Annotated in this window: 24 protein-coding genes and 1 tRNA gene; 9 read left to right on the forward strand and 16 right to left on the reverse strand. The window is 40.6% G+C overall.

What is annotated here, in order from left to right:
- Positions 1-57 precede the first annotated feature (57 nt).
- From NU887_RS14905 to NU887_RS14930, 6 genes are all read left to right on the forward strand, one after another.
- On the forward strand, positions 58-858 hold the full coding sequence (locus NU887_RS14905; protein ID WP_258424181.1) for an alpha/beta fold hydrolase: 801 nt from the start codon (positions 58-60) through the stop codon (positions 856-858).
- Between the two features lie 104 nt (positions 859-962).
- The gene (locus NU887_RS14910; RefSeq protein WP_258424182.1) at positions 963-1,412 is read left to right on the forward strand and encodes a MarR family winged helix-turn-helix transcriptional regulator; all 450 of its coding nucleotides are present in this window, start codon (positions 963-965) and stop codon (positions 1,410-1,412) included.
- 94 nt (positions 1,413-1,506) lie between these two features.
- The gene (locus NU887_RS14915) at positions 1,507-2,034 is read left to right on the forward strand and encodes a YceI family protein (RefSeq protein ID WP_258424183.1); all 528 of its coding nucleotides are present in this window, start codon (positions 1,507-1,509) and stop codon (positions 2,032-2,034) included.
- A gap of 86 nt (positions 2,035-2,120) precedes the next feature.
- Positions 2,121-3,071, forward strand: coding sequence for a ring-cleaving dioxygenase (locus NU887_RS14920; RefSeq protein ID WP_258424184.1), 951 nt, complete (start codon positions 2,121-2,123; stop codon positions 3,069-3,071).
- Positions 3,064-3,675, forward strand: a complete 612-nt coding sequence (locus NU887_RS14925; protein WP_258424185.1) for an alpha/beta hydrolase — start codon at positions 3,064-3,066, stop codon at positions 3,673-3,675. Before NU887_RS14920 ends, NU887_RS14925 begins: the two co-directional genes overlap by 8 nt.
- Positions 3,676-3,780: 105 nt before the next feature.
- A complete protein-coding gene (locus NU887_RS14930) occupies positions 3,781-4,461 on the forward strand; it encodes a DUF2461 domain-containing protein (protein ID WP_258424186.1) in 681 nt (226 codons plus the stop codon).
- Positions 4,462-4,466: 5 nt separating this feature from the next.
- Here the strand turns inward: NU887_RS14930 and NU887_RS14935 are convergent, their stop codons facing one another.
- The 9 genes from NU887_RS14935 to NU887_RS14975 form a co-directional block, all read right to left on the reverse strand.
- Positions 4,467-4,745 (reverse strand): hypothetical protein, encoded by a 279-nt coding sequence (locus NU887_RS14935; protein ID WP_258424187.1) that lies wholly within the window; start codon positions 4,743-4,745, stop codon positions 4,467-4,469.
- The gene (locus tag NU887_RS14940) at positions 4,735-5,193 is read right to left on the reverse strand and encodes a hypothetical protein (RefSeq protein WP_258424188.1); all 459 of its coding nucleotides are present in this window, start codon (positions 5,191-5,193) and stop codon (positions 4,735-4,737) included. The genes NU887_RS14935 and NU887_RS14940 overlap by 11 nt, the downstream gene beginning before the upstream one ends.
- Entirely contained in the window at positions 5,190-5,699 is a 510-nt protein-coding gene (locus tag NU887_RS14945) for a RidA family protein (RefSeq protein WP_258424189.1), read from the reverse strand. The genes NU887_RS14940 and NU887_RS14945 overlap by 4 nt, the downstream gene beginning before the upstream one ends.
- Positions 5,700-5,770: 71 nt before the next feature.
- Positions 5,771-6,985 (reverse strand): glycoside hydrolase family 57 protein, encoded by a 1,215-nt coding sequence (locus NU887_RS14950; protein WP_258424190.1) that lies wholly within the window; start codon positions 6,983-6,985, stop codon positions 5,771-5,773.
- Between the two features lie 2 nt (positions 6,986-6,987).
- Positions 6,988-8,271, reverse strand: a complete 1,284-nt coding sequence (locus NU887_RS14955; protein ID WP_258424191.1) for a glycosyltransferase family 4 protein — start codon at positions 8,269-8,271, stop codon at positions 6,988-6,990.
- 9 nt (positions 8,272-8,280) lie between these two features.
- Positions 8,281-10,197: an amylo-alpha-1,6-glucosidase gene (locus tag NU887_RS14960; protein ID WP_258424192.1), complete on the reverse strand. Its 1,917-nt coding sequence runs from the start codon at positions 10,195-10,197 to the stop codon at positions 8,281-8,283.
- A 109-nt stretch (positions 10,198-10,306) separates the two neighbouring features.
- Complete coding sequence (locus NU887_RS14965) at positions 10,307-10,447, reverse strand: hypothetical protein (RefSeq protein ID WP_258424193.1); 141 nt, start codon at positions 10,445-10,447, stop codon at positions 10,307-10,309.
- A gap of 102 nt (positions 10,448-10,549) precedes the next feature.
- Positions 10,550-10,625, reverse strand: a tRNA-His gene (locus NU887_RS14970).
- Between the two features lie 77 nt (positions 10,626-10,702).
- Positions 10,703-12,046, reverse strand: coding sequence for a dihydroorotase (locus tag NU887_RS14975; protein WP_258424194.1), 1,344 nt, complete (start codon positions 12,044-12,046; stop codon positions 10,703-10,705).
- A gap of 133 nt (positions 12,047-12,179) precedes the next feature.
- Between NU887_RS14975 and NU887_RS14980 the strand changes: the two genes are divergently transcribed.
- Positions 12,180-13,535: a DEAD/DEAH box helicase gene (locus tag NU887_RS14980; RefSeq protein ID WP_258424195.1), complete on the forward strand. Its 1,356-nt coding sequence runs from the start codon at positions 12,180-12,182 to the stop codon at positions 13,533-13,535.
- Positions 13,536-13,615: 80 nt separating this feature from the next.
- Here the strand turns inward: NU887_RS14980 and NU887_RS14985 are convergent, their stop codons facing one another.
- Together NU887_RS14985 and NU887_RS14990 are read right to left on the reverse strand one after the other, a co-directional pair.
- Complete coding sequence (locus NU887_RS14985) at positions 13,616-14,203, reverse strand: hypothetical protein (protein WP_258424196.1); 588 nt, start codon at positions 14,201-14,203, stop codon at positions 13,616-13,618.
- Positions 14,204-14,251: 48 nt separating this feature from the next.
- Complete coding sequence (locus tag NU887_RS14990) at positions 14,252-14,962, reverse strand: DNA alkylation repair protein (protein ID WP_258424197.1); 711 nt, start codon at positions 14,960-14,962, stop codon at positions 14,252-14,254.
- Positions 14,963-15,237: 275 nt separating this feature from the next.
- On the opposite strand from NU887_RS14990, the gene NU887_RS14995 reads away from it, so the two are divergent.
- Together NU887_RS14995 and NU887_RS15000 are read left to right on the forward strand one after the other, a co-directional pair.
- Positions 15,238-15,864, forward strand: coding sequence for a response regulator (locus tag NU887_RS14995; RefSeq protein ID WP_241143411.1), 627 nt, complete (start codon positions 15,238-15,240; stop codon positions 15,862-15,864).
- Positions 15,865-15,966: 102 nt separating this feature from the next.
- Positions 15,967-16,242 (forward strand): hypothetical protein, encoded by a 276-nt coding sequence (locus tag NU887_RS15000; protein WP_113925238.1) that lies wholly within the window; start codon positions 15,967-15,969, stop codon positions 16,240-16,242.
- Between the two features lie 15 nt (positions 16,243-16,257).
- On the opposite strand, the gene NU887_RS15005 is transcribed toward NU887_RS15000, so the two are convergent.
- The 5 genes from NU887_RS15005 to NU887_RS15025 all read right to left on the reverse strand — a co-directional run bounded on the left by NU887_RS15005 (position 16,258) and on the right by NU887_RS15025 (position 20,965).
- Positions 16,258-17,127 carry a nucleoside phosphorylase gene (locus tag NU887_RS15005; protein WP_258424198.1) on the reverse strand — a complete coding sequence of 290 codons (870 nt, stop codon included), beginning with the start codon at positions 17,125-17,127 and terminating at the stop codon, positions 16,258-16,260.
- Positions 17,084-18,097, reverse strand: coding sequence for an oxygen-dependent tRNA uridine(34) hydroxylase TrhO (gene trhO / locus NU887_RS15010; protein WP_258424199.1), 1,014 nt, complete (start codon positions 18,095-18,097; stop codon positions 17,084-17,086). Before trhO ends, NU887_RS15005 begins: the two co-directional genes overlap by 44 nt.
- A gap of 54 nt (positions 18,098-18,151) precedes the next feature.
- Positions 18,152-18,790, reverse strand: coding sequence for an acetyltransferase (locus NU887_RS15015; RefSeq protein WP_241126205.1), 639 nt, complete (start codon positions 18,788-18,790; stop codon positions 18,152-18,154).
- 51 nt (positions 18,791-18,841) lie between these two features.
- On the reverse strand, positions 18,842-20,137 hold the full coding sequence (locus tag NU887_RS15020; protein ID WP_258424200.1) for a DUF2851 family protein: 1,296 nt from the start codon (positions 20,135-20,137) through the stop codon (positions 18,842-18,844).
- Between the two features lie 99 nt (positions 20,138-20,236).
- Entirely contained in the window at positions 20,237-20,965 is a 729-nt protein-coding gene (locus NU887_RS15025; protein WP_258424201.1) for a lysophospholipid acyltransferase family protein, read from the reverse strand.
- Positions 20,966-21,176 lie beyond the last annotated feature (211 nt).

Raw genomic sequence — 21,176 nt, forward strand, 5'->3', positions numbered from 1 at the left:
TCAAATCTTTTGTTTAATACATGGTACTTTGTACACAATACTTCGTACAATAGAAATATGCCACACATTCAACTTAATTCTGCCAAGTTATTTTATATCCAAGAGGGTCAGGGAGAGGAAGTAATTGTTTTCTCCCATGGTTTGCTTTGGAGTCATAAGATGTTTCAAAGTCAGATTGATTTTTTGAAAAAGGATTATACAGTCATTGCATATGACCATCGAGGACAAGGTCAATCTGAAGTATCTTCAGGACCGTATGACATGGATATGCTTGCCTTGGATGCCATGGAGTTGATTGACAAGATGGTTGGGAAACCGGTACACTTTGTAGGGCTTTCCATGGGAGGATTTGTTGGGATGCGCCTTGCTGCCAGGTTCCCTGAAAAGGTTAAAAGTTTGATTCTATTGGAAACCTCAGCTAGTCCGGAGCCTGTTGAAAATTTGCCAAAGTATAAATTATTGACCGGAATTGTCAAATGGTTTGGGATTATTCCAACTGTTGCCGGAACAGTGATGAAGATTATGTTTGCACAGAGCTGGCTTGAAAATCCGAAAAATGCGGATTCTTACAAAAAGTGGATCAAAGAGCTTCAGTCAAACAAAAAAACCATCACCAAATCCGTAGAGGCAGTAATCTACAGAAAAGGGATAGAGGAAGAAATCCGGCAAATCAAAAGTCCTACAATGATCGTGGTAGGGGACGAGGACATTGCCACTAAACCGGAAAAGGCCAAGTTTATCCAAATGTCAATCCCTAATTCGGTCTTGCACATGGTGCCGGGAGCAGGTCATAGTAGCTGCATTGAAAAACCCCAAGAAATCAACAGGCTTATTGGAGACTGGATGAAACAGTTTTGATTTTTTTTAGCCAAGCAAAATAATTTAAAATAAAATTGAGGTTGTATGAAACCTTTTATTATATTTGTATGTATATACATTTAATACAAAGACATTTTATACAAATGAGGTTAGAAGACGAGATTCAGCAAAAGGAGTTTAAGGATGCTTATAACAAAGCGACTGTCAACCTCCTATTTACACATAGCTACATCGTCACTAAACAGAATAGTTTTCTTAAACCATTTGGACTATCCCCGGAGCAATACAATGTCCTTAGAATTCTAAGAGGACAGAATGGGAATCCCATTACAGTATCATCCATTCAAGACCGTATGCTCAACAAAATGTCCAATGCTTCACGGTTAGTAGAGAAACTTAAACAAAAAGGATTGGTGATTAGGAATGAATGTCCCGCAGACAGAAGACAAGTGGATATTATCATTACTGACAAAGGCTTGGATTTATTGAATCAACTACAACAAGAAATCCTTAATCAAAATCAAAATCTGATCAAATTGGATGCATCAGAAGTTGATCAGTTGAATTTCTTGCTTGATAAACTCAGGGGATAAAAAAATTTCATTTAAAACATGTATAGACATTTAATGTATATGAATTTCATTCAAAAAATATATTTACCTAACAAAAAATAAAACAAACAAAACTATGAGTACTACAACAGTAACAGCAACCAAATGGGCAATTGACCCCACACATTCAGAAGTATCGTTCAAAGTTAAGCACTTGGTGATTTCTACCGTGACTGGTAATTTCAAATCATTTGAAGGAGGAGTAGAAAGCGATTCAGATGATTTTCAAGGAGCAGAGATTTCATTTGCGGCCGATATTGCGAGCATAGATACCAACCAATCTGACCGGGACAATCACTTGAAATCTGCTGATTTCTTCGATGCTGAAAAATATCCGAAAATGACTTTCACAGGAATTTTGGAAGGCGACAAGCTGAAAGGTGAATTGACAATAAAAGAGACAACCAAGGATGTTGAACTTTCCGCAGATTTTGGAGGAATTGTACAGGACCCTTACGGGCAGACCAAAGCCGGATTTGAATTGGAAGGAAAAATCAGCAGGAAAGAATTCGGTTTGACTTGGAATGCCGTAACCGAAGCAGGAAGTGTAGTAGTAAGTGATCAAGTCAGAATTCTGGCAAACATTCAGATAGTAAAGCAGTAATTTAGTAAATGGTTAATGGTTATTGGTTTATTGCCAATAACCATTAACCAAATAACAAAAAAATATAACCCAAAAACCCTTACGCCATGTCCCCTTTAATTTCCGGAATCCACCATATCACCGCAATTGCAGGCAATCCACAAAAAAACCTGGATTTTTATACAGGAATTTTGGGTTTGAGGTTGGTGAAAAAGACCATCAATTTTGATGCGCCTGATGTCTATCATTTCTATTTTGGGGATGAATTGGGTGCGCCCGGGACTGTGTTCACGACTTTCCCGTTTGAGGGAGCTAGAAAAGGAACCAAAGGAACCGGAGAATTGACCTATACGGCATTTTCAATTTCTGTGGATGCATTGGGTTTTTGGATGGATAGACTCGCAAAATTCAACATTCCAATTTCCACCCCTTTGACAAGATTTGGTGACAAATTGATCAGGTTTGAAGACCATGACGGCATGGGGATCGAATTGATCGCCAATGACAATGACGATCGAAAGGGTTGGACTTATGGAAATATCCCATTGAAATATTCCATAAGAGGATTTTACGGTGCAACATTAAATCTGAAAGCAAAAGAACTGACAGCGAATTTGCTCACTCAATTTATGGATTATCGTTTTATTGGGGATGAAAGCGGTCGATTCCGATATGGAACAAAGGGAGAACCGGGTGATATCGTAGACATCGTCATTGATCCAAATGGGAGACAGGAAGTGCAAAGTGCGGGAACTGTTCACCACATCGCATTTAGAACTGCAAACGTTGACAGCCAATTGGAGATACAGGAAATCTTATTGCGAAATGGCTACCATGTGACAGAAGTGAAGGATCGAAATTATTTCAAATCCATCTATTTCCGCGAGCCGGGAGGAGTGTTGTTCGAAATCGCAACCGATGAACCGGGATTTGCAATTGATGAAGATGAAGCACATTTGGGGGAATTGTTGAAATTGCCGGAGTGGATTGAGCCACAAAGGTCAAGGCTAGAATCTAGATTGGCTAAAGTTGAACTGAAACCTGAGCAATATGGCTGAGATAATAAGATCAGGTAAACCTTTGGATGAATCCTCCAAAGTTGCGATCATGATTCATGGCAGAGGAGCAAATGCTTCAAGTATCTTAGGTTTGAAGCAATATTTGAATCTGGATGAATTTGCCTTATTGGCTCCTCAGGCACCTGGAGGGACTTGGTATCCTTATTCATTTATCGCACCGGATTCAAATAATGAACCTGCATTTTCAAATTCTATTGAGATAATCAACAAGGTTGTTCAAGATCTCTTTGACAAAGGACTCCGATCGGATCAAATCTATTTTATCGGATTTTCTCAGGGAGCATGTCTTTCTTTGGAATATGCTTCTCAAAACGCCAAAAAGTACGGCGGGGTGATAGCATTTACCGGAGGATTGATTGGGGAAAAATTAAATCCCGCTAAGTACAAAGGTGATTTTCTCGGAACTCCTGTTTTTATCGGATCAAGTCTCAAGGATATGCATGTTCCATTAAGCAGGATTGAAGCTTCAGCGGAATTGATAAAAAATCTTGGCGCAGAAGTAAAAACCTTGTTTTTTGCCGATACGCAGCATACCATCCGTCAAGAGGAGATTGATTGGGTTAATAAGAATATTTTGAAGTAATTGAAAACTAAACCAAAAAGCCTGACTTTACCTGTCAGGCTTTTTGGTTAACTGATTTTTTGGAAAACTTATGCCTAGCTTCCTTGTTATTAGCTAAATTTGAATATGGCAAATCAATACTTGAAATTTCTAGAGGCACTTTCTCAAAACAACCATAAATCATGGATGGATGAGAACAAAGCGTGGTACCTTGCTGTCAAAGAGGAATTTTTGAATGATGTGGGCGAAATGCTCGCTGAAGTTTCTGTTTGGGAACCGGCCTTATCTTCTTTCAAAGCAAAAGACTGTGTTTTTAGACAAAACAGGGATGTTCGATTTTCAGCAAACAAAGACCCCTACAAAACCAATTTTGCTGCATATTTCTCTGTTGGGGGAAAGAAATCCCTAGGCCCGGGATACTATGTTCATGTACAGCCTGGCAATAGCTTTTTGGCAGGGGGAATATGGATGCCGGAATCCGAAAGCCTGAAAAAAATAAGACAGGAGATTGACTATTCAGGCAAGGAATTGGATGCCATTTTGAATGAACCGAAGTTCAAAAAGACTTTTTCAGGATTGGAAGGAGACAAACTCAAAAATATGCCAAAGGGTTATGAAATGGATCACCCTTACATTGAATTGCTCAAGCATAAGAGTTTTATAGTATCCAATCCGATTTCCGATGTGGAAATTTCATCAGGAAGTTTTAAGAAAAAAGCAGTGGAAGGCTTCAAATTGATGAAGCCATTCCATGATTTTCTTTCTCGCGCAATAGATGAATCGGATAGCGGAGACGGGTTGATGTGATGGATTTATTGGAAATCGTTCCAGTCGATTTCATCAAATACTCCTGAGACCGTTCCAAATCCAATCATCAATAAAAACAGAACCAACAAACCGAATCCGATGGCATACCAAATCAATTTGGCTTTGGCCCAATTGGCTTTGTTGGGGTTTCCGGTTTTGTCGACTGCCCATACAATGAGCATGATAAAACCAATGACGGGAATATTTGCTATCAGTATTGTCAAAAACCAATCGCTTGTTTTTACAGGTGGATGCTTGAATTCCGCATTGTAGTCAAATTCCATTTTCTTGGGAGTTTTGAGAGGTTAACAAATCTTTTACTTCAAATGTATATTCGCTGATGGCATAATTTTCAGCATTGAAAGGATCAGTTTGTATAAAAGAGATTTTGATGGTCTTGTAATCCTCAATTTTTGAATATCCTTGGGAATACAATTCAGCACATCTTCTGGCAACATTCTCTTCACTCATTCTCATTTCAGGACTTTTTCCATTGAATAACCTAAGTTCGATTGTGCCTTGGTTTTCGCCATCCGTGTATTCTTGCGATACATTGACTTCTACACTTTCAAATTCTCCCAAAGCTATTATTTCTGCTGAAGGAATGTAGCCCTCTCCGGCGATTTTGCTAAATCCCCACATCATACCTTTGAGCATTGTCTCTCCATCGCATGCGCAGGAACTGACAAATATGGAAATTAAAAGAAAATAGATTGGACTGATTTTTTTCATTTTGCTGCGACGGCTTCTATTTCAATCAACAACTCTGGATTGGCAAGCGAATGGACTGCGATTGTAGATCGCGCAACCTTGTTTGGGTTTTCTTCATTGTTAAAAAACTCTCCATATGCTTTGAACCAAGCGTCCCAATCTACTTTTCCATCTTTGTCAGGCGCTAAATAAACCCTAAGGAAAACCACATCTTCTAAAGTAAATCCACCTTCCCCAATAGTTTCTTTAATTCTTTCCAATATTCCGATACTTTGCTCATAAGTGTTGCCATACCGACCATATGTGCCCGGAATCGCATTCTCGTTTTTGACAGGAGCAACCAAGCCCGAAGTATAGAAATATGCTGCGCCTTTTGGAATATACACACCCCTCAAAATGGCGGCATCGGGTCGGTCATATCTTACAATAAATCCCTCCTTTTCTTCGGTAACTTCTTTTTTCTCTGTAGTGACCATACAGGAACCAAGGAAAGCAAACATGGGTAGAAGGAAAAGTATATTTTTCATCGCTTGTCTATTTTTCAGGAATTAAAAAGGCTTGTGTTACCAAGCCTCTAATTATTGATTCAATATTTCTTTTATTGTTCTGCTTCAGTCATTTCACTTTCTTTCATTTTGACACGGAGGATAAAATCACTCAATACATTCATGTAATTGATAAATGCATCATAGGGTGTGTCGTAATGGCTGAAATAAGAATGGACGTGGCCATCAGAAAAGAATTTTGTACACATGTAATAGAAGTGATCGGAAGTCTGTAAGTAATTCCAATCTCTTTGGATTTCTTCATCTTCAATATTTTTGACCCTGCTTTCCATTTCATATAGCTTGGAGAAGGCCTCATTCTGAAGGTCATTTCCTAACCAGGCTGTCAAATCTCTTTCCTCATCTGCCCAAGAGATTGGCGTAGGAACATGAATTTTAGCTACGGGAGTTCCATATTTAACCACTTCATAAGGAGTTGAAAATCCGAAATCAGTATACTTAAATACTGCATTTGGAAGTGCTTTCATGAATTCAAATATCCCGGTCTCTGCCCATTGGTGCTCACCGAATGTCTCATAATCCATAAACAGGTTCACTACCTCTTGTTCTTTTGGCACGGCATTCAGCCAAGTTACAAACTTTTCTGTGGTCAAAGGATAATCTGCCCAAGTCTTATTGCTAAACCTGAAGGCAATGTCATCGCTGAGCTGGAAGTTTTTGAGTAGGATTTTAAGGTTTGGATCTATAGAGTTCTGGTATACAAAGTTTGGACTCTTCCAACCCAATATGTGTTTGGCACCTTCAGTGAGCATTCCTTCATAGCCCATCTCTGCTACCATTCCACCGATTTTGTCAGAATAAATCAATTCAGTATTTCTAAATACTTTTGGGGTATATCCGTTGAAATGTCTTTTTATTTTTTCGGCATGTCTTCCGACCATTCTTGTGAATTCCCCTTTACTTTTTAACGAGCACAAGGCGTGGGCATCGGTTTCAGCGAGGATTTCAACATGACCTGTGGCGACCAATTTTTTGAAACTTTCCAATACATCAGGAGCAAAGGCCTCAAATTGATCCAAACAAACACCCGAAATGGAAAAAGCCACTTTAAATCTTCCCTGATATTGATGAATCAGATCAAGTAGGAGGGCATTCATAGGTAAGTAGCATTTTTGAGCTACTTTTCGGATGATACTTTTATTGCTATAATCGTCCCAATAATAATGATCGTCACCGATATCAAAAAAGCGATAAGGCTTGATTCTTAAAGGCTGGTGTACCTGAAAGTAAAAACATATTGTTCTCATGGCTATTGTTTTAAGGTCATCTGTTCGTATACTTTTACTAGTTTTGCGGCAACATGCTCCCACTTCAGTTTTTTCAATTCTTCGCTACCAAGTTCCTTGAACATTTTGGAAATACTTTCATAGTGAAGCAATCCAAAAATCGCATCTGCCATTGCATCCACATCCCAAAAATCCACCTTTATTGCATTGACCAAGACCTCTGCGACACCGGATTGCTTGGAAATGATTACAGGGGTATTATGTCTTACAGCTTCGAGGGGTGCGATGCCAAATGGTTCCGATACTGATGGCATCACATATACGTCGCTGATGGCATACATGTCATCTACATCTTTTCCCTTCAGAAATCCAGTAAAATGAAATTTTGTGCCCATGCCTAATTCCGCCACTCTCTCAATCATTCTATTGAGTAAATCGCCATTTCCTGCCATTACAAATCTGACATTTGGATCTCTATCTATTACTTTTTTGGCTGCTTCCACAAAGTATTCAGGACCTTTTTGGAAAGTAATCCTGCCAAGGAAGGTTACAATTTTTTCAGGCACATGCTTCCTTGTATCTGATTTTATGATGCTGGCATCCAAAACAGCGTTGTGCAAAACACTGACTTTGTCAGGATGGACTCCATATTTTTCAATTACTACTTTTCTGGTCAAATGACTGACTGCCACAACATGGTCTGCCGCGTGCATTCCGGCCCTTTCAATGTCATAGACGGGTTTGTTGACAGATTCCCCAGAACGGTCAAATTCTGTGGCATGGATATGGGCTACTAGTGGTTTGCCACTGATCTCTTTTGCAGCTATTCCTGCAGGATATGCAAGCCAATCATGTGCATGAATGACATCATGTTCTTTGGATTTTGCGATCTGTGCGGCCACAAGGGCATATCTGGAAACTTCCTTCATCAAGTCTTTTCCGTACTTTCCACTAAACTCAAACTTATTGGAAAAAACGCTTTCATCAACATCTGTTCTGTCATGGATGGTAAAGTCAGTGTACTTTTTGAATTCCTCAGGACCGAGATATGGCACAAGAAAACTGCTAACTTCAAGGTAAGTAAGATTTTTCCAGATCTTTTTGAATTTCCTCTCACGGTAATCAATGACAACATCACTCGCATTGACAAAATCCGCCAATGGTTCTTCATCACCCCATAATTTCGGCACCACAAAAATAACTTCTTGATTGTGGTGGTTCAAGCCTTTCACCAACCCGTAACAAGCGGTACCCAAGCCTCCGGAAATATGTGGGGGAAATTCCCAACCGAACATCAATATCTTCATAAAACCGAATTAAACTTTTTCCAAAATATACATCATTCTTAATAATTCACCGATGGACCATGCCGAAGATATGGCGCCTTTTGGTCTGTGTGGAGGATCTCCATCGTATATCTCTGCGACAGTTCCTATACCGTATTGTGGCATGACATCGTCAAATGCCTGCACTATTTTTTCTACAAAATGTTTCCCTGCTTTGCCATGTAGCCTGAGATATCCTTCCACAAAGTGACCTAATAACCAAGCCCAAACGGTTCCATTGTGATAGGCAATATCCCTGGTATATTGATTCCCATGGTAATAGCCTTTATATCCGGGATCATCCGGTGCAAGTGATCTCAATCCTCTTGGAGTAAGAAGTTTTGATTTGGCAATTTCCAATATACTCTTCATTTGGCTTTCTTCCAATGGAGAATAAGGCAAAGAGGTAGCAATTACCATATTTGGTCGGATCGCCCAATCTTTATAATCTCCGCTCACATAGTCTGCCAAATAGCCTTTTTTCTCTTCCCAGAACACTTCTGTAAAAGATTTCTTAACCTGTTCAGCCAAATCTTTGATTTCAGTTTCATTCGTCAATTCATGGTAAAAGCAAAGGGAATTGTACCACAATGCGTTGATTTCTACTGGACATCCAATTCGTGGAGTAACAGGTCCATCCGAATTCACTGCATCCATCCAAGTAAGTGCTACGCCTTCCTGCCCACCATAAATGAGGCCATTTTCAAGCATGTGGATATTGTAATCTGTACCTTTACGAAATCCATCAATAATACCTTTCATTTTATCGAGATATTTCTTCTTGATCGTTTTGGTGTCTCCCGTAAATCGGATGTATTGTTGCAATGACCAAAAGAACCATAGCGGAGCATCCATTGAAGCAAGGTTTCTCATCACACCGCTTCCTACATTTGGGAACAACGGACCGTGTAAGTCTGACACCATGGTATCCATGATATCAAGAAAAGTATCTTTGTCACCTTGGGTCAAAACCAATCCAGGTGCCGAAACAAAAGTATCTCTGCCCCACCATCCAAACCATGGATAACCTGCTATGACGTGTGTTTTGCCATCTCTTTTCTGGATAAATTGACCTGCAGAGTTTTTGAGGCAATTGACAAAATTATTTCTCGGAATCCTTCTTGCAAGTTCTTTTTCAAAGGCCCTTTGTCTAGTACTAGGGTCAGCTTCCGTTAATCCTGCAGAAAAAATCACAGATTCTCCTTTGGCAATATCAAATTCAAAATAGCCTGGAACAAACAAATCTTCCTGATATTCATAGCCACGCTCTCGTTCCATGATATATTCTACATTGAAATACCATTCCGGCTTGGAATTATATTCATTCCTTTTGGAAAACTGTAGATAAAGAGGGGAATATTCGGGATAAAGTTGAAATTTTACCCCATTTGGAACTTTTTCAAATTCCTTGTTGATCCTGTTGTTCTCTTTTGAGAGATTATGGTAGCCTCGGAATCCCAAAAAAGGACTAATCCTGATTTTGGTTGGGGAATGGGCTTCCAACAAAGTGTATTTGATCATCACACGATCCCTATTGGTATCGAGAATGAGTTCTTTCTGAAGCAAAACGCCTCCCACACGATAGGTGAGCTTCGGTATAGGTTCTGTGTCGAAATCCTCTAAATATTTGTGACCTCTTGGGGAATAGTTTCCGGGAAACTTACTGATCCCTAAATTGAAGCTTGCACCTCTTTGAATGACTGTCTCGTGGATAGTGGACAACATCACGTGGAGCTGTTCGTCGATCTGTGGCTGAGGAACAACCAATAATCCATGGTATTTCCTTGTATTACAGCCGATTATTGTGGTGCTTGTATAACATCCTCCTCTATTTGTTCGAATTATTTCCCTGTCAAGTGAGTAATTGAGGTTAATTAATTGGGTTTTGTCAAAGTGGATATAACTCATTTGGTCAAAAGTTTGAGATTTCTATAAAAATACTTTTTTGCATGCGAAAGAAAAATTTATTGGGACAAAAATAAAGGTTATGTTTCCATAACCTTGAATTATTCTTGAATTAAGAGAGCGACCCTTCTTTTTGCAGTTCCTCAAAGTTCCGGAGGGATTCCTCAAACTTGATAATATACTGCTGTACGAATTTGAGATTTACCGGATTGACTTTAGGAAATCTTGGCGAGGAGTTGAATAATGTAAACATTGCCTTTCAAATTTAATTTTAACCACTAATACAAAATTTGTGCCATTTGGGTTCATTGAAAGTAGTAAAAAATAAAAACCCCTATCCGAGACAGGGGTTTGAGGGTGGAAGACCGGTTTCGAACCGGCGACCTCTGGATCCACAAACCAGCGCTCTAACCAGCTGAGCTACAACCACCATTTTTATTTATTCTGATCTTTTATCAGATTGGACTGCAAAGGTAATATTTCGCTATTCCTAAAGCAATAACATTTCTCAAATTTTTCTTGAAAATTTTAGACGTTCCCCTTTTTTTTCTTCGTGAAAAATCCCGTTCTCGTAGGCCAAATGTCCGGAAACCACTGTGTGTGTGACTTTTGATTTGAAGACATGACCTTCAAATGGAGACCATCCACATTTTGAAAGAATGTTGGATTTTTCAACTTTCCAGGGACTGTCCAAGTCTGCGATCACCAGATCCGCATGATATCCAGGACGTAAATAGCCTCTTTTGTCTATTTCAAAAAGGATGGCGACATTATGGCACATTTTCTGGACTATTTGCTCCAGCTTGATTTTGCCTTCATGATAAAGGTCAAGCATGGCCACAAGGCTATGCTGAACCAATGGTCCTCCTGATGGAGCAGAGTTGTATGGCCTTGATTTTTCCTCTAAAGTATGAGGAGCATGGTCAGTGGCGATGACGTCTATCCTGTCTTCCAATACACCTTGAAGGATTCTCTCCCGATCTTTGGCTGACTTTACCGCAGGGTTCCATTTGATCAGATTCCCTTTTTCTTCGTAATCTTCCTCCGAAAACCAAAGATGGTGGATACAAGCCTCTGCTGTGATGCGCTTTTGTTCCAAAGGAATGGAATTGTCAAAAAGGTCCACTTCCTGGGCAGTGCTGATATGAAGAACATGGAGTTTGCTGCCGTACTTCTTTGCCAATGCGACCACCTTCTTGGATGCATCATAACAAGCCTCTGCAGACCGGATTATGGGGTGAAACTTTACAGGGATGTCTTCACCATATTCGGCTTTGTACTTTTCCAGATTGGCTTTAATGATATTGTCATTTTCGCTGTGAGTGGCAATCAGCAATTTACAATCCGCGAATATTCTTTCGAGGCTTTCAGGATTGTCTACCAACATATTACCTGTCGAGGAACCTTGAAACACCTTGACGCCACAGACATTTTCAGGATCTACTTTTAGGATTTCGGCAATGTTGTCGTTGGTGGCACCAAAGAAGAAGGAATAATTGGCCAGCGATTTTTGGGAAGCAATATTATATTTTTCCTCCAAAAGTGGGATAGTAGTGCTTTGGGGGACGGTATTTGGCATTTCCATATAGGAAGTGACGCCACCTGCAACGGCGGATTTGCTTTCGGTATAAATATCCGCTTTGTGGGTCAATCCCGGTTCTCTAAAGTGAACCTGATCATCGATCAGTCCCGGGAAAACATATTTGCCAGTAGCATCAATATGTATATCCGCTTCAAAATCTGACAGATCCGTGCCTACATTATAGATCATTCCGTCCTTAACAAAAATGTCGGCGAGGGTTATCTTGCCTTCATTCACTATATTTGCACCGGTGATTAAAATACTTTTCATGAATATTCTTTATGAGATGGGAAATTTGATCCATGAAACCCCAATCCTAAACAGCTGATTTTCCAAAAACTAAAGAAAATCAAAGCTATTAAATTTCATTTTTGGCGTTTCTCACCTTTCAAAAATACAAAACATGTCCGATAGCCCTCACAGTTTCGAAAATTTTAAATTAAACAAACAGCTCCTAGACGCTGTCAAGGAGGCCGGATATACCAAACCAACTCCGATTCAGGAAAAGGCAATCCCATTGTCTCTTGCAGGGCATGATGTATTGGGCATCGCCCAAACTGGAACAGGCAAAACAGCCGCCTATATCCTTCCCATCCTGATGAAAATCAAATATGCCCAAGGAATGCTTCCAAGGGCATTGATATTGGCGCCAACCCGCGAATTGGTCATGCAAATCGAAGAGGCGGTAATCGTTTTTGGAAAAAATACAGACCTGAGATTCGTCTCCCTTTACGGTGGGCTTGGGCCAAAAACCCAGATCGAAAAGCTTCAAAAAGGTGTGGATATCATTATTTCCACACCGGGAAGATTTTTGGATTTATATAGAAAAGGAGATATCGTCACCAAAGAGATCAAAACCATGGTCTTGGATGAGGCTGATAAAATGCTGGACATGGGTTTCATGCCACAGATCAGGTCTATACTCGAGATCATTCCGACCAAGCGTCAAAACCTCCTTTTCTCGGCCACTTTTGGCCAAAAGGTAGAGAAGTTTTCTTACGAGTTTCTGGAATTTCCCGAGCGCGTAGAGGTTTCTCCACAAGCTACTACCGCCGAGACCATCCATCAGGTCAAATATTTGATCCCCAATATCAAAACCAAAACCAACCTTTTGATCCATATCCTGGAAGCCCAAGATGTCAAAAGGATCATGGTGTTTACCAAGTCAAAGAAAAATGCCGAGTTAGTCTATAGCTACCTGGACAAAAAGAAACTCGGGTCTATGCGTGTCATCCATGCCAACAAAGGACAAAATACCCGGATCAACTCCATGGAGGATTTCAAAGCAGGGGATGTCCGAATCTTGGTGGCGACAGACGTGGCAGCAAGAGGGCTTGATATAAGTATGGTCAGCCACGTGGTTAATTTTGACGTGCCGCTGATCTACGAAGATTATGTACACCGCATCGGAAGGACCGGAAGGGCAGAAAACGAAGGGATTGCCATCACTTTTGTCAATCCTGCGGAAGAATATCATTTTGAGAAAATAGAAGAAATCATCCGCATGGAAGTGCCGACTGTGCAGATTCCGGTTGAGGTGGAAACTGTCCCAACACCTTTTGAAGAAAAGCAGGCTTACGAAAGGGAAATCGATGGGCAGAAGAGAAAGATGAATCCTGATTTCAAAGGCGGTTTTCACGAGAAAAAAGCCATTCCAAAAGCCAATCCCAACAAAGTCGAAAAGAAACGCGGTAACAAAAATTCCAAAGCGAAAAGAAACAGAAACCAGATGAAGACACAGGCGAAGTGGAAAAAGTAATTAAAACAGTCCTGCGATTTTGAAATGCCCCAAACCAAAAGCCTCCCAATTGAGTAAATTTGGAGGCTTTTTAGATTTTTCTAATTCCTTGGAGGATTGATCATAATGTGCGCCCTATGCGTTCCGGGATCCATAATCCAAGGCATAGCCGGACCTGATGGCTTCAGGGGCAAACCTGTACTCGCTTCTGTGGCCCAAGGGATATACACCACATAGCGCAGGTAGGGGTCTTTTACTTCACCTGTTTCGGGATTGTAATCAGCTGCATCGGCATTCAAAACGAATAATGTCGCGCCATCTTTGGGCATGATCAGTTTGCCGGATTTGGCTTCTTCCTCACGGATGTCAAAAGTTTCTTTGGCGGTTTTTCCTTCTTTCTTCAACTGTCGTCCCCTTTCCATAAAAGGATCCAAAGTATTGTGGTAACAGGAAGTATTGAATCCAGGGCTGTTTGGGTCATCAGCCAGGCAGATCATTTCATTGGTCCCCTTTCTCAAAATGGCAAATTCCCCTTTTTCATCAAATCCATAAACCGTCGCCCCTTCTTTTTTATCCTCAGGAGCGGCCATCAAAGCAGTTTTGATTTGTACTTCTTTGGAGGGAATGGATTGGGCAAAGGAAGAGAAAGCAATAAGAAAAAGAATCGAAAATAGGAGGGAAGTTTTCATGGTTGACCGGGTTTGTTGTTGCACTAAGTTAGTGGATTTAGGTCTGATTTAATCCTTTTTCATAAAAAATGCTTTTGCATCCACGTCAAACTTCTCAATCGCATACCGCAGCATGGTTCGTGGCATGGATTGATAGTGCTTCAGCAAAAACTGATTTGCAGTTTCGAAATCACGGTTTCCGACCTCACGGATCATCCATCCTACAGCCTTATGGATAAGGTCATGGGGATGGTGGAGTAGTATTTCTGCAATTTTTAAAGTGTCGGTAAAATCTTTTTTCCTTATAAAATAAAAAGTGCTCATGATCCCAATCCTTTGGTCCCAAAGAATCCCGGATTTTGCCAAATCATAGAGTATGCTTCTGTCTTTGTCAAAGAGGTAATCCCCGAGGATGAGATGCGCCGAACTATCCACCAAATCCCAATTGTTGACCCAAGACCTGTTTTTGAGATAGAAATCAACCCATGACTTCTTTTCTGCGTTGCTTGTAGCTTTTTGAAATTTCAGGACCAAGATGAGGATGGATGTCAACCTGACCTCATGGAAGGGACTTTTGATCATAATCTCAAGCTCTTGGTCAGGCAAATCTTTCCAATATTTCTTGGCGATTATTCTTTGCTCCGGAACTGTGACTCCTAAAAACAGGTCGCCTTCTCCATATTCACCCTTTCCTGTTTTGAAAAACCTTGGGAAAAAAGCGGCTTTTTCAGGAATTGCCTTTTGCCGAAGTGCTTCCTCGATTTGATCTTTAATTTTCATAGTTCAATACACATTTTGGAGACTTTAATTTGCTGTTTTTTTATTTCAATTTCTTCCAAATTTCCCTTGGATGAATCATTGGAAGTAAATTTTATTTCGTTCATTGAAAATATTTGGATAAATTCTCATGAATCTCTGAGGTTAAAGGATTTTAGGCATTTTTTTTGATATATTTGAAAGGTATACAAAGACCAATTTTTCTCAAAACGGCCAAATAATCTACTGATTCACTCGTTTTGAATTTCATTTATCAGAGTTTAACTTTTACTGTTTTTATGAAACAAAAGATTTTTATTGCCGATGACCATCCTCTTTTCCTCAAAGGCCTCAAAGGGTTTTTGGAAGAGAACAATTTCGATGTCATAGGAGAGGCACCTAATGGGAACTTGGCCTTGAAATTTATTCAGGAAATTGAACCGAATCTGGCCATACTCGATCTTGATATGCCGGGAATGAGTGGCTTGGAAGTGGCTAAAATGTGTCATGAAAAGGATATCCAAACAAAAATTATTCTCCTGACATTTCACAAAGAGTCCTACATCTACCAACAAGCCAAATCACTGAATATTTCCGGATACGTGCCAAAGGATTATGCCGTAGAGGAATTGCTCGATTGCATCGAATTGGTTTCTAAAAACGAAACCTACCTGAGTGATCGGATTCTTTCTGAAAAGGCTGTTGTAAATACTGGAATAAAACCTTCCAACCTGACCCCATCTGAGTTAAAAATCATCAGGTATATCGCAGATGGTCTGACTACCAAAGAAATAGCATCGACATTATTTGTCGCAGAAAGGACGATCGACAAGCACAGAAGCAACATTATCAAAAAACTTGATCTGGACAAAAAACACAACTCATTGTTGATATGGGTGCAAAAAAATAAGGAAATTATATACTAAAATTCCTTTTTTGGTGTTTAATCCATAAAATTAAGTATTAATACGTATTGAAATACCAACACAATTGGCTTATTTTTGGATAAATTATTTAAATACAAAGAAATGAATATTCATTGTACTTTTGGAATGTTTAAAATAATTCAGTCTGTCAGTAATGAGGACGAGCTACTAGTTTTGTCCGAGTGGGAAAGTTTGAAGAAATTGTTTGAGGCTAACAGGATATTTTTAGTCAATAACAATGATGCTGTGTTCGGGGTGTATCTTGCCAAAAAGGAATGTATGGATGCAATGAACGAAATGATCAAAAATATAGACTACAGAGATTGGGATCATTTGAAGCTAGAGAAAGACCACTATTACGTGAGAAGCAATGCCTGATCAAAAATTGGCGGACTAATTGTCCGCCAATTTTTTTAAGGTATGTTGGATCAGCTTGTCCACAATTCCGTATGCACCTTTTGTAAATTCTTGGGTGATTCTGTTAGCAATGATTGCATTGAGGCTCAAAACTTCATGGCCCAAAAGTCTTCCCATCGCATAATAGCCAGAAGTCTCCATTTCAAAATTGGAAAGCTTAAACCCATCCAGGTCCATATTTCCTAATTTTTCGATGATATCAGGAATGGCAGGCTTGATTCTGACTTCCCTTCCCTGAGGGCCAAAAAATCCCGGACAGGTAACCGTATTTCCTATCAAAAGTCCTTCTCCCAAGAGATCCAGCAGTTTTTTCGAACCCTTCACGCAATAGGGAGTAAATGAAAGCTCCAGGTCTTCCTGGATTTTCCTTCCGACTTTTTGTTCCAAATGGGAGTATTCTGTATTGTAAAATGCCATCAGAGTGTCAAGCCCAATGCCATATTCCGAAGCAAGCATGGTACCTGCGGGAATTTCCTTCCGCATGCTGCCGGAAGTTCCTACCCTGATGATATTGAGCGTGGTATGGTTTTCCTTTGGGATCCTTGTTCGCAGGTCAATATTGACCAAAGCATCCAATTCAGTCATAAAGATTTCGATGTTGTCGGTACCCATTCCGGTACTCATCACGGTCAATCTTTTGCCTTTATAATAACCTGTGTGGGTTACAAACTCCCTTTTGCTGATCGAAAATTCGATTTCGTCAAAGTACCGAGAGACTTTAGAAACTCTTTCGGGATCTCCCACCGCAATAACAGTTGAAGCCAGGTGCTCTGGCTTCAGGTTCAAATGATAAATGCTTCCGTCAGGATTGATGATCAGCTCTGATTCCGGGATCCTTTTGCTCATGGAGAGGTTGTTTTGCTTTGTCCTGTCTTCGTATCAGGCCTTTGTAAGGATTGTAACCGTTTGTATTTTTTTGGTAATAGCCTGTCCCGTCATAGGTACGTTTTTCAGGATTGTCTTTACATTCCACAGAACAGGCGCCCTCCATTTCCCATCCGCATTTTTCACATATCGGAAGGTGGGCATTGCAGGTTGGATTGGCACAGTTGACCATGCGGTCGCATTCGGTACCGCAAATATGGCAGGTTGCAATCACTTTTGGATTTACTTTGTTGATATCGACCGCGATCCTGTTGTCAAACACATAGCATTTGCCTTCAAAATCCTCGCCTCCTGCTTCCATACCATATTTGATGATCCCACCGTGGAGTTGGTAGACATCTTGGAAGCCTTGTTCCAAAAGAAAAGCCGATGCCTTTTCACATTTGATACCACCCGTGCAGTAGGTTAAAACCTTTTTGCCTTTTAGATGCTCAAGTTCTTTTACCTTTTCGGGAAAATCCCTGAAGTTATCAATATCCAAAGTCAGGGCTCCTTTGAATCTTCCAAGTTCATGCTCATAGTTGGACCGGACATCGAGGATGACCACGTCTTCTTGGTCTTTGAGTGCTTTGAATTCTTCAGGTGCTAAGTGTTTGCCTGTCTTGACATTTGGATCGAGGTGGCGAAGGCTGCTGTGAACGATCTCAGGCTTGACGCGGACATGGATTTTTGCAAAAGCATGCTTGTCAAAGGTTTCAATTTTGAATTCCGTCTTGGCAAATCTCGGATCGGCATGGATATAAGCCATGTACTTTTCACAATCTTCCTTCAGTCCAGAAACAGTCCCGTTCAGTCCCTCAGGCGAAATGATGATCCGGCCACGGATGTTATTCTCAATACAAAAAAGATGGTGTTCCTCTCGGTATGCCTCCGTGTCTTCGATGGTGGCATAGCAATAATAAAGCAGAATGCTGTAGGGTTGATTTTCCATAACTTGAGCCCTGTTTCGGCAGGGTGTTTTGGTTTATAAATAAGATTTCAATAATTACTTTTTGATCGGAGCAGCAGGATTCCCGAATACGGTTTCTCCGTCTTTGACATTGGAGATCACAACCGATCCGGCTCCTATTCTTGCGTTTTTGCCGACAGTGATACCTGAGACCAAAGTTACTCCGGAGCCGATAAACGCACCTTCTTTGATCGTAACGCCTGAGTTGACAATTGAACCTGCGCCGATCTGAACAAAATCTTCCAAAACTGATTCGTGGTCAATGATAGCACCGGTATTGAATATACAATGGCTGCCGATTTTGGTTCCTGCACCGATATTTACCCTGCCGTTGATAAAGTTGCCGTGTCCCAATACTGCATCTGTCGAGACATAAGAGGACTCGTGTATGGCATTGATCGGTTGAACTTTCCTACGCTCATTGAGCATTTTGACCAGAAACTGACGGTACTTATTGTCATCGACCGCGACAAAGGCTTCACACTTTTGTCCGATAAGTTTCAGGAAACCATCATCTTCAGGATTTCCCAAAACTGGGACGACATTGATTTCTGTGCCGTGGAGCTTTTCATCTTCATCCAAAAAGCCATAGACAATGACTTTGTTGCTGTTGAAAATCTCTAATGCTGGATGGGCGATGCCTTTCGCTCCAAGAATTATAACTGGTTTTTCCATTTTTTTCCTGTTCGGATCGCAAAAGTACGCAAATCAGGTTTTAAACAAAAATCATTTCCTATCCGGCTTGAGCAGGTTCTGTCCGATTTTACAGTCAAGGCACTTTTTAGGCTTACAATAATCATGATAGAGTCCGATCATCCCTTGGCTGTCAAAAGCGGTTTTTGCCTTCCATTTGTGGGCCGCATATTTGCGGATGATAAAGTTTTCTTCGGCCTGTATTTCCTGAAGGAGGTCAAAGCATTTTTCTTTCCAATCGGTTTCCTCAATGTACTGCCCATAGGTATACCAAAGCGGGATGACAAAGTTGATGGTAAGTAGGGATAAGGTATTGTTGCTGAGTTTTTTGGCCAATTTTTTCTGTGAAGGTATTCCGACTTTGATATGGAAAAGCCAATACTCAGGAGTCTCGATATCGAAGACTTTTTTGAACTGTTCAAAATGCTCATTGTGGTGGATGACGGATGAAAAAAGATTTGGGTTTTTGGTGAATACCTGTGCCAATTGTGCGATTCTCAGCGGGGGAAAGTTTTGTGGACGGACTCCCATCATGATCCATTCGTGGTGGTGGATGGTTTTTTGGAGGCTGTACTTTTTCTGATAAAAATCATACTCTTTTTGCAGAAAAAGGCTGTATTCATCTAATGGGTCTATGGGAATCAAATCAGCTTGTCCAAGAAGGATGGCCTCGATCACCTGCGGTTGGTTTCCGTGTTTTTGCAGAATTTTGTAAGGAACACTTTCTGCCAGTTTGAGCATGGTGTTGGCATTGGTCTTGAATCCAAAGCACTGAAAAAGCCAGCGATAAGCGGTTTCCTCCCAATTGTTGTTTGTGGATTTCAATATCCTGACAAGTACCGCAGACTTATTTTCCAACCGCTCTACAAGGGTTTTTTCCAACATAGAAAATTGGATGATGGAAGGAATCTTTTCTAATAGATTGCCACAGAGGATTTCATCCCGGCTACTCGTCAGCCTTTCATAATTTCGAATGACATCAAGCAGGATTTTTCCCTTCAGCTCCAAAGTAGGAATTTTGCTTCCGTCATTTCTGAGAATGGTTTTGTCCTCTTCCCAAACCACATGCAACACGACAGAATTGTACCTGAGGTCTGCATTGTGGTCGTGAGATTTCCAGTCTGAGGCTTTGCGGTGCACTTCCACATGTCCGAAAAGATCCAATTTGCCAAGTTTGATATGGGCTTCCAAAAAATCAGGGCCTTCATGGAAATTGTGGTAACCGATTTTCTTGACCTCAATGGGAATTCCTTCGGTAGTCTGAAGGGAATTTTTGTCAAAATATTGGTATTTCCACACCGTCTGCAGAAAGTCTTCCTGAAAATTCATGTCTTAAAAATTGGGTTGAAATTGGAAAAATCAATTTCAAGATTATTCCAATGATTAAAAAATCCAAGGCCGTCAGGAGGCGATTTTAGTCGACTAATATTATTCGTGGGTCAGAATCATTGCCTCTAGCCTGTTGTAGCATTTGTCAGCCAACTTCAAAAAACCATCTTCTCCCGAGAATGAACCGGGCTGGATGGCTGCTGAAAAATAGACTAGGACTTTTCCCGGCCTCAGTAAGATTGAGCCCCGCTTCATAATTCGGTCCGCACCGATGACTGCCATCGGCATGATGGGTGTCCCTGTTTCGATAGCTATTCTGAAAGCCCCTTTTTGAAATGGAAGCAAAACTTGCCCGGTATCGTTTCTTGTCCCCTCTGGGGCGACAACAATGGAAATGCCTTTTTTGAGAATCTCCATCAGCCTGTCCACGGAGGCTTTTCGCGAAGCGGTATCCTTTCTGTCTACCCAAACCGCCACTCTTGAAACCACAAACCCGAAAACCGGGATTTTGGAAAGTTCCTTTTTGCCTATAGCCCTTACTTCCTGTTGGATAGCCATCGGAATCACCGGAGCATCGATAAAGGACCGGTGGTTGAAAATATAGATGTACGCTTGCTTCGGGTCAATGTGTCCCCGACCGTGGATTTCATAGCGGATGCCAACCAAAAAAGACCAAATCCCTGCCCAAAGACGGATAAAAACGAAAGATACTTTTCCGCCTCTGGAACTGACCAATAAAGGAATGACAATAAACAATCCAAATACCAACATCAACAGGATAAACAATACAGCTGCATAAAGGGTATAAATCCACTGAATGATTTTCATTTCCGAAAAGGTTTGGGTAATTTTGGCAATCCTTAAATAAATTTACTAACTCTTTACTTGCAAACAACCCCTGAGAGCGATTTCAGGGGTTTCGTTTTTTTAGAAAGTGAGGTATGAGTGGGAAAAAACCAAAGGAAGATTTTTGATTTTCAAAGAATTGACTTTATAATTTTTTTTGTACATTGTCTTTTAGTTAATAAACTCTTGGTAT

The organism is Aquiflexum gelatinilyticum, assembly GCF_024741135.1.
Taxonomy (GTDB): domain Bacteria; phylum Bacteroidota; class Bacteroidia; order Cytophagales; family Cyclobacteriaceae; genus Cognataquiflexum; species Cognataquiflexum gelatinilyticum.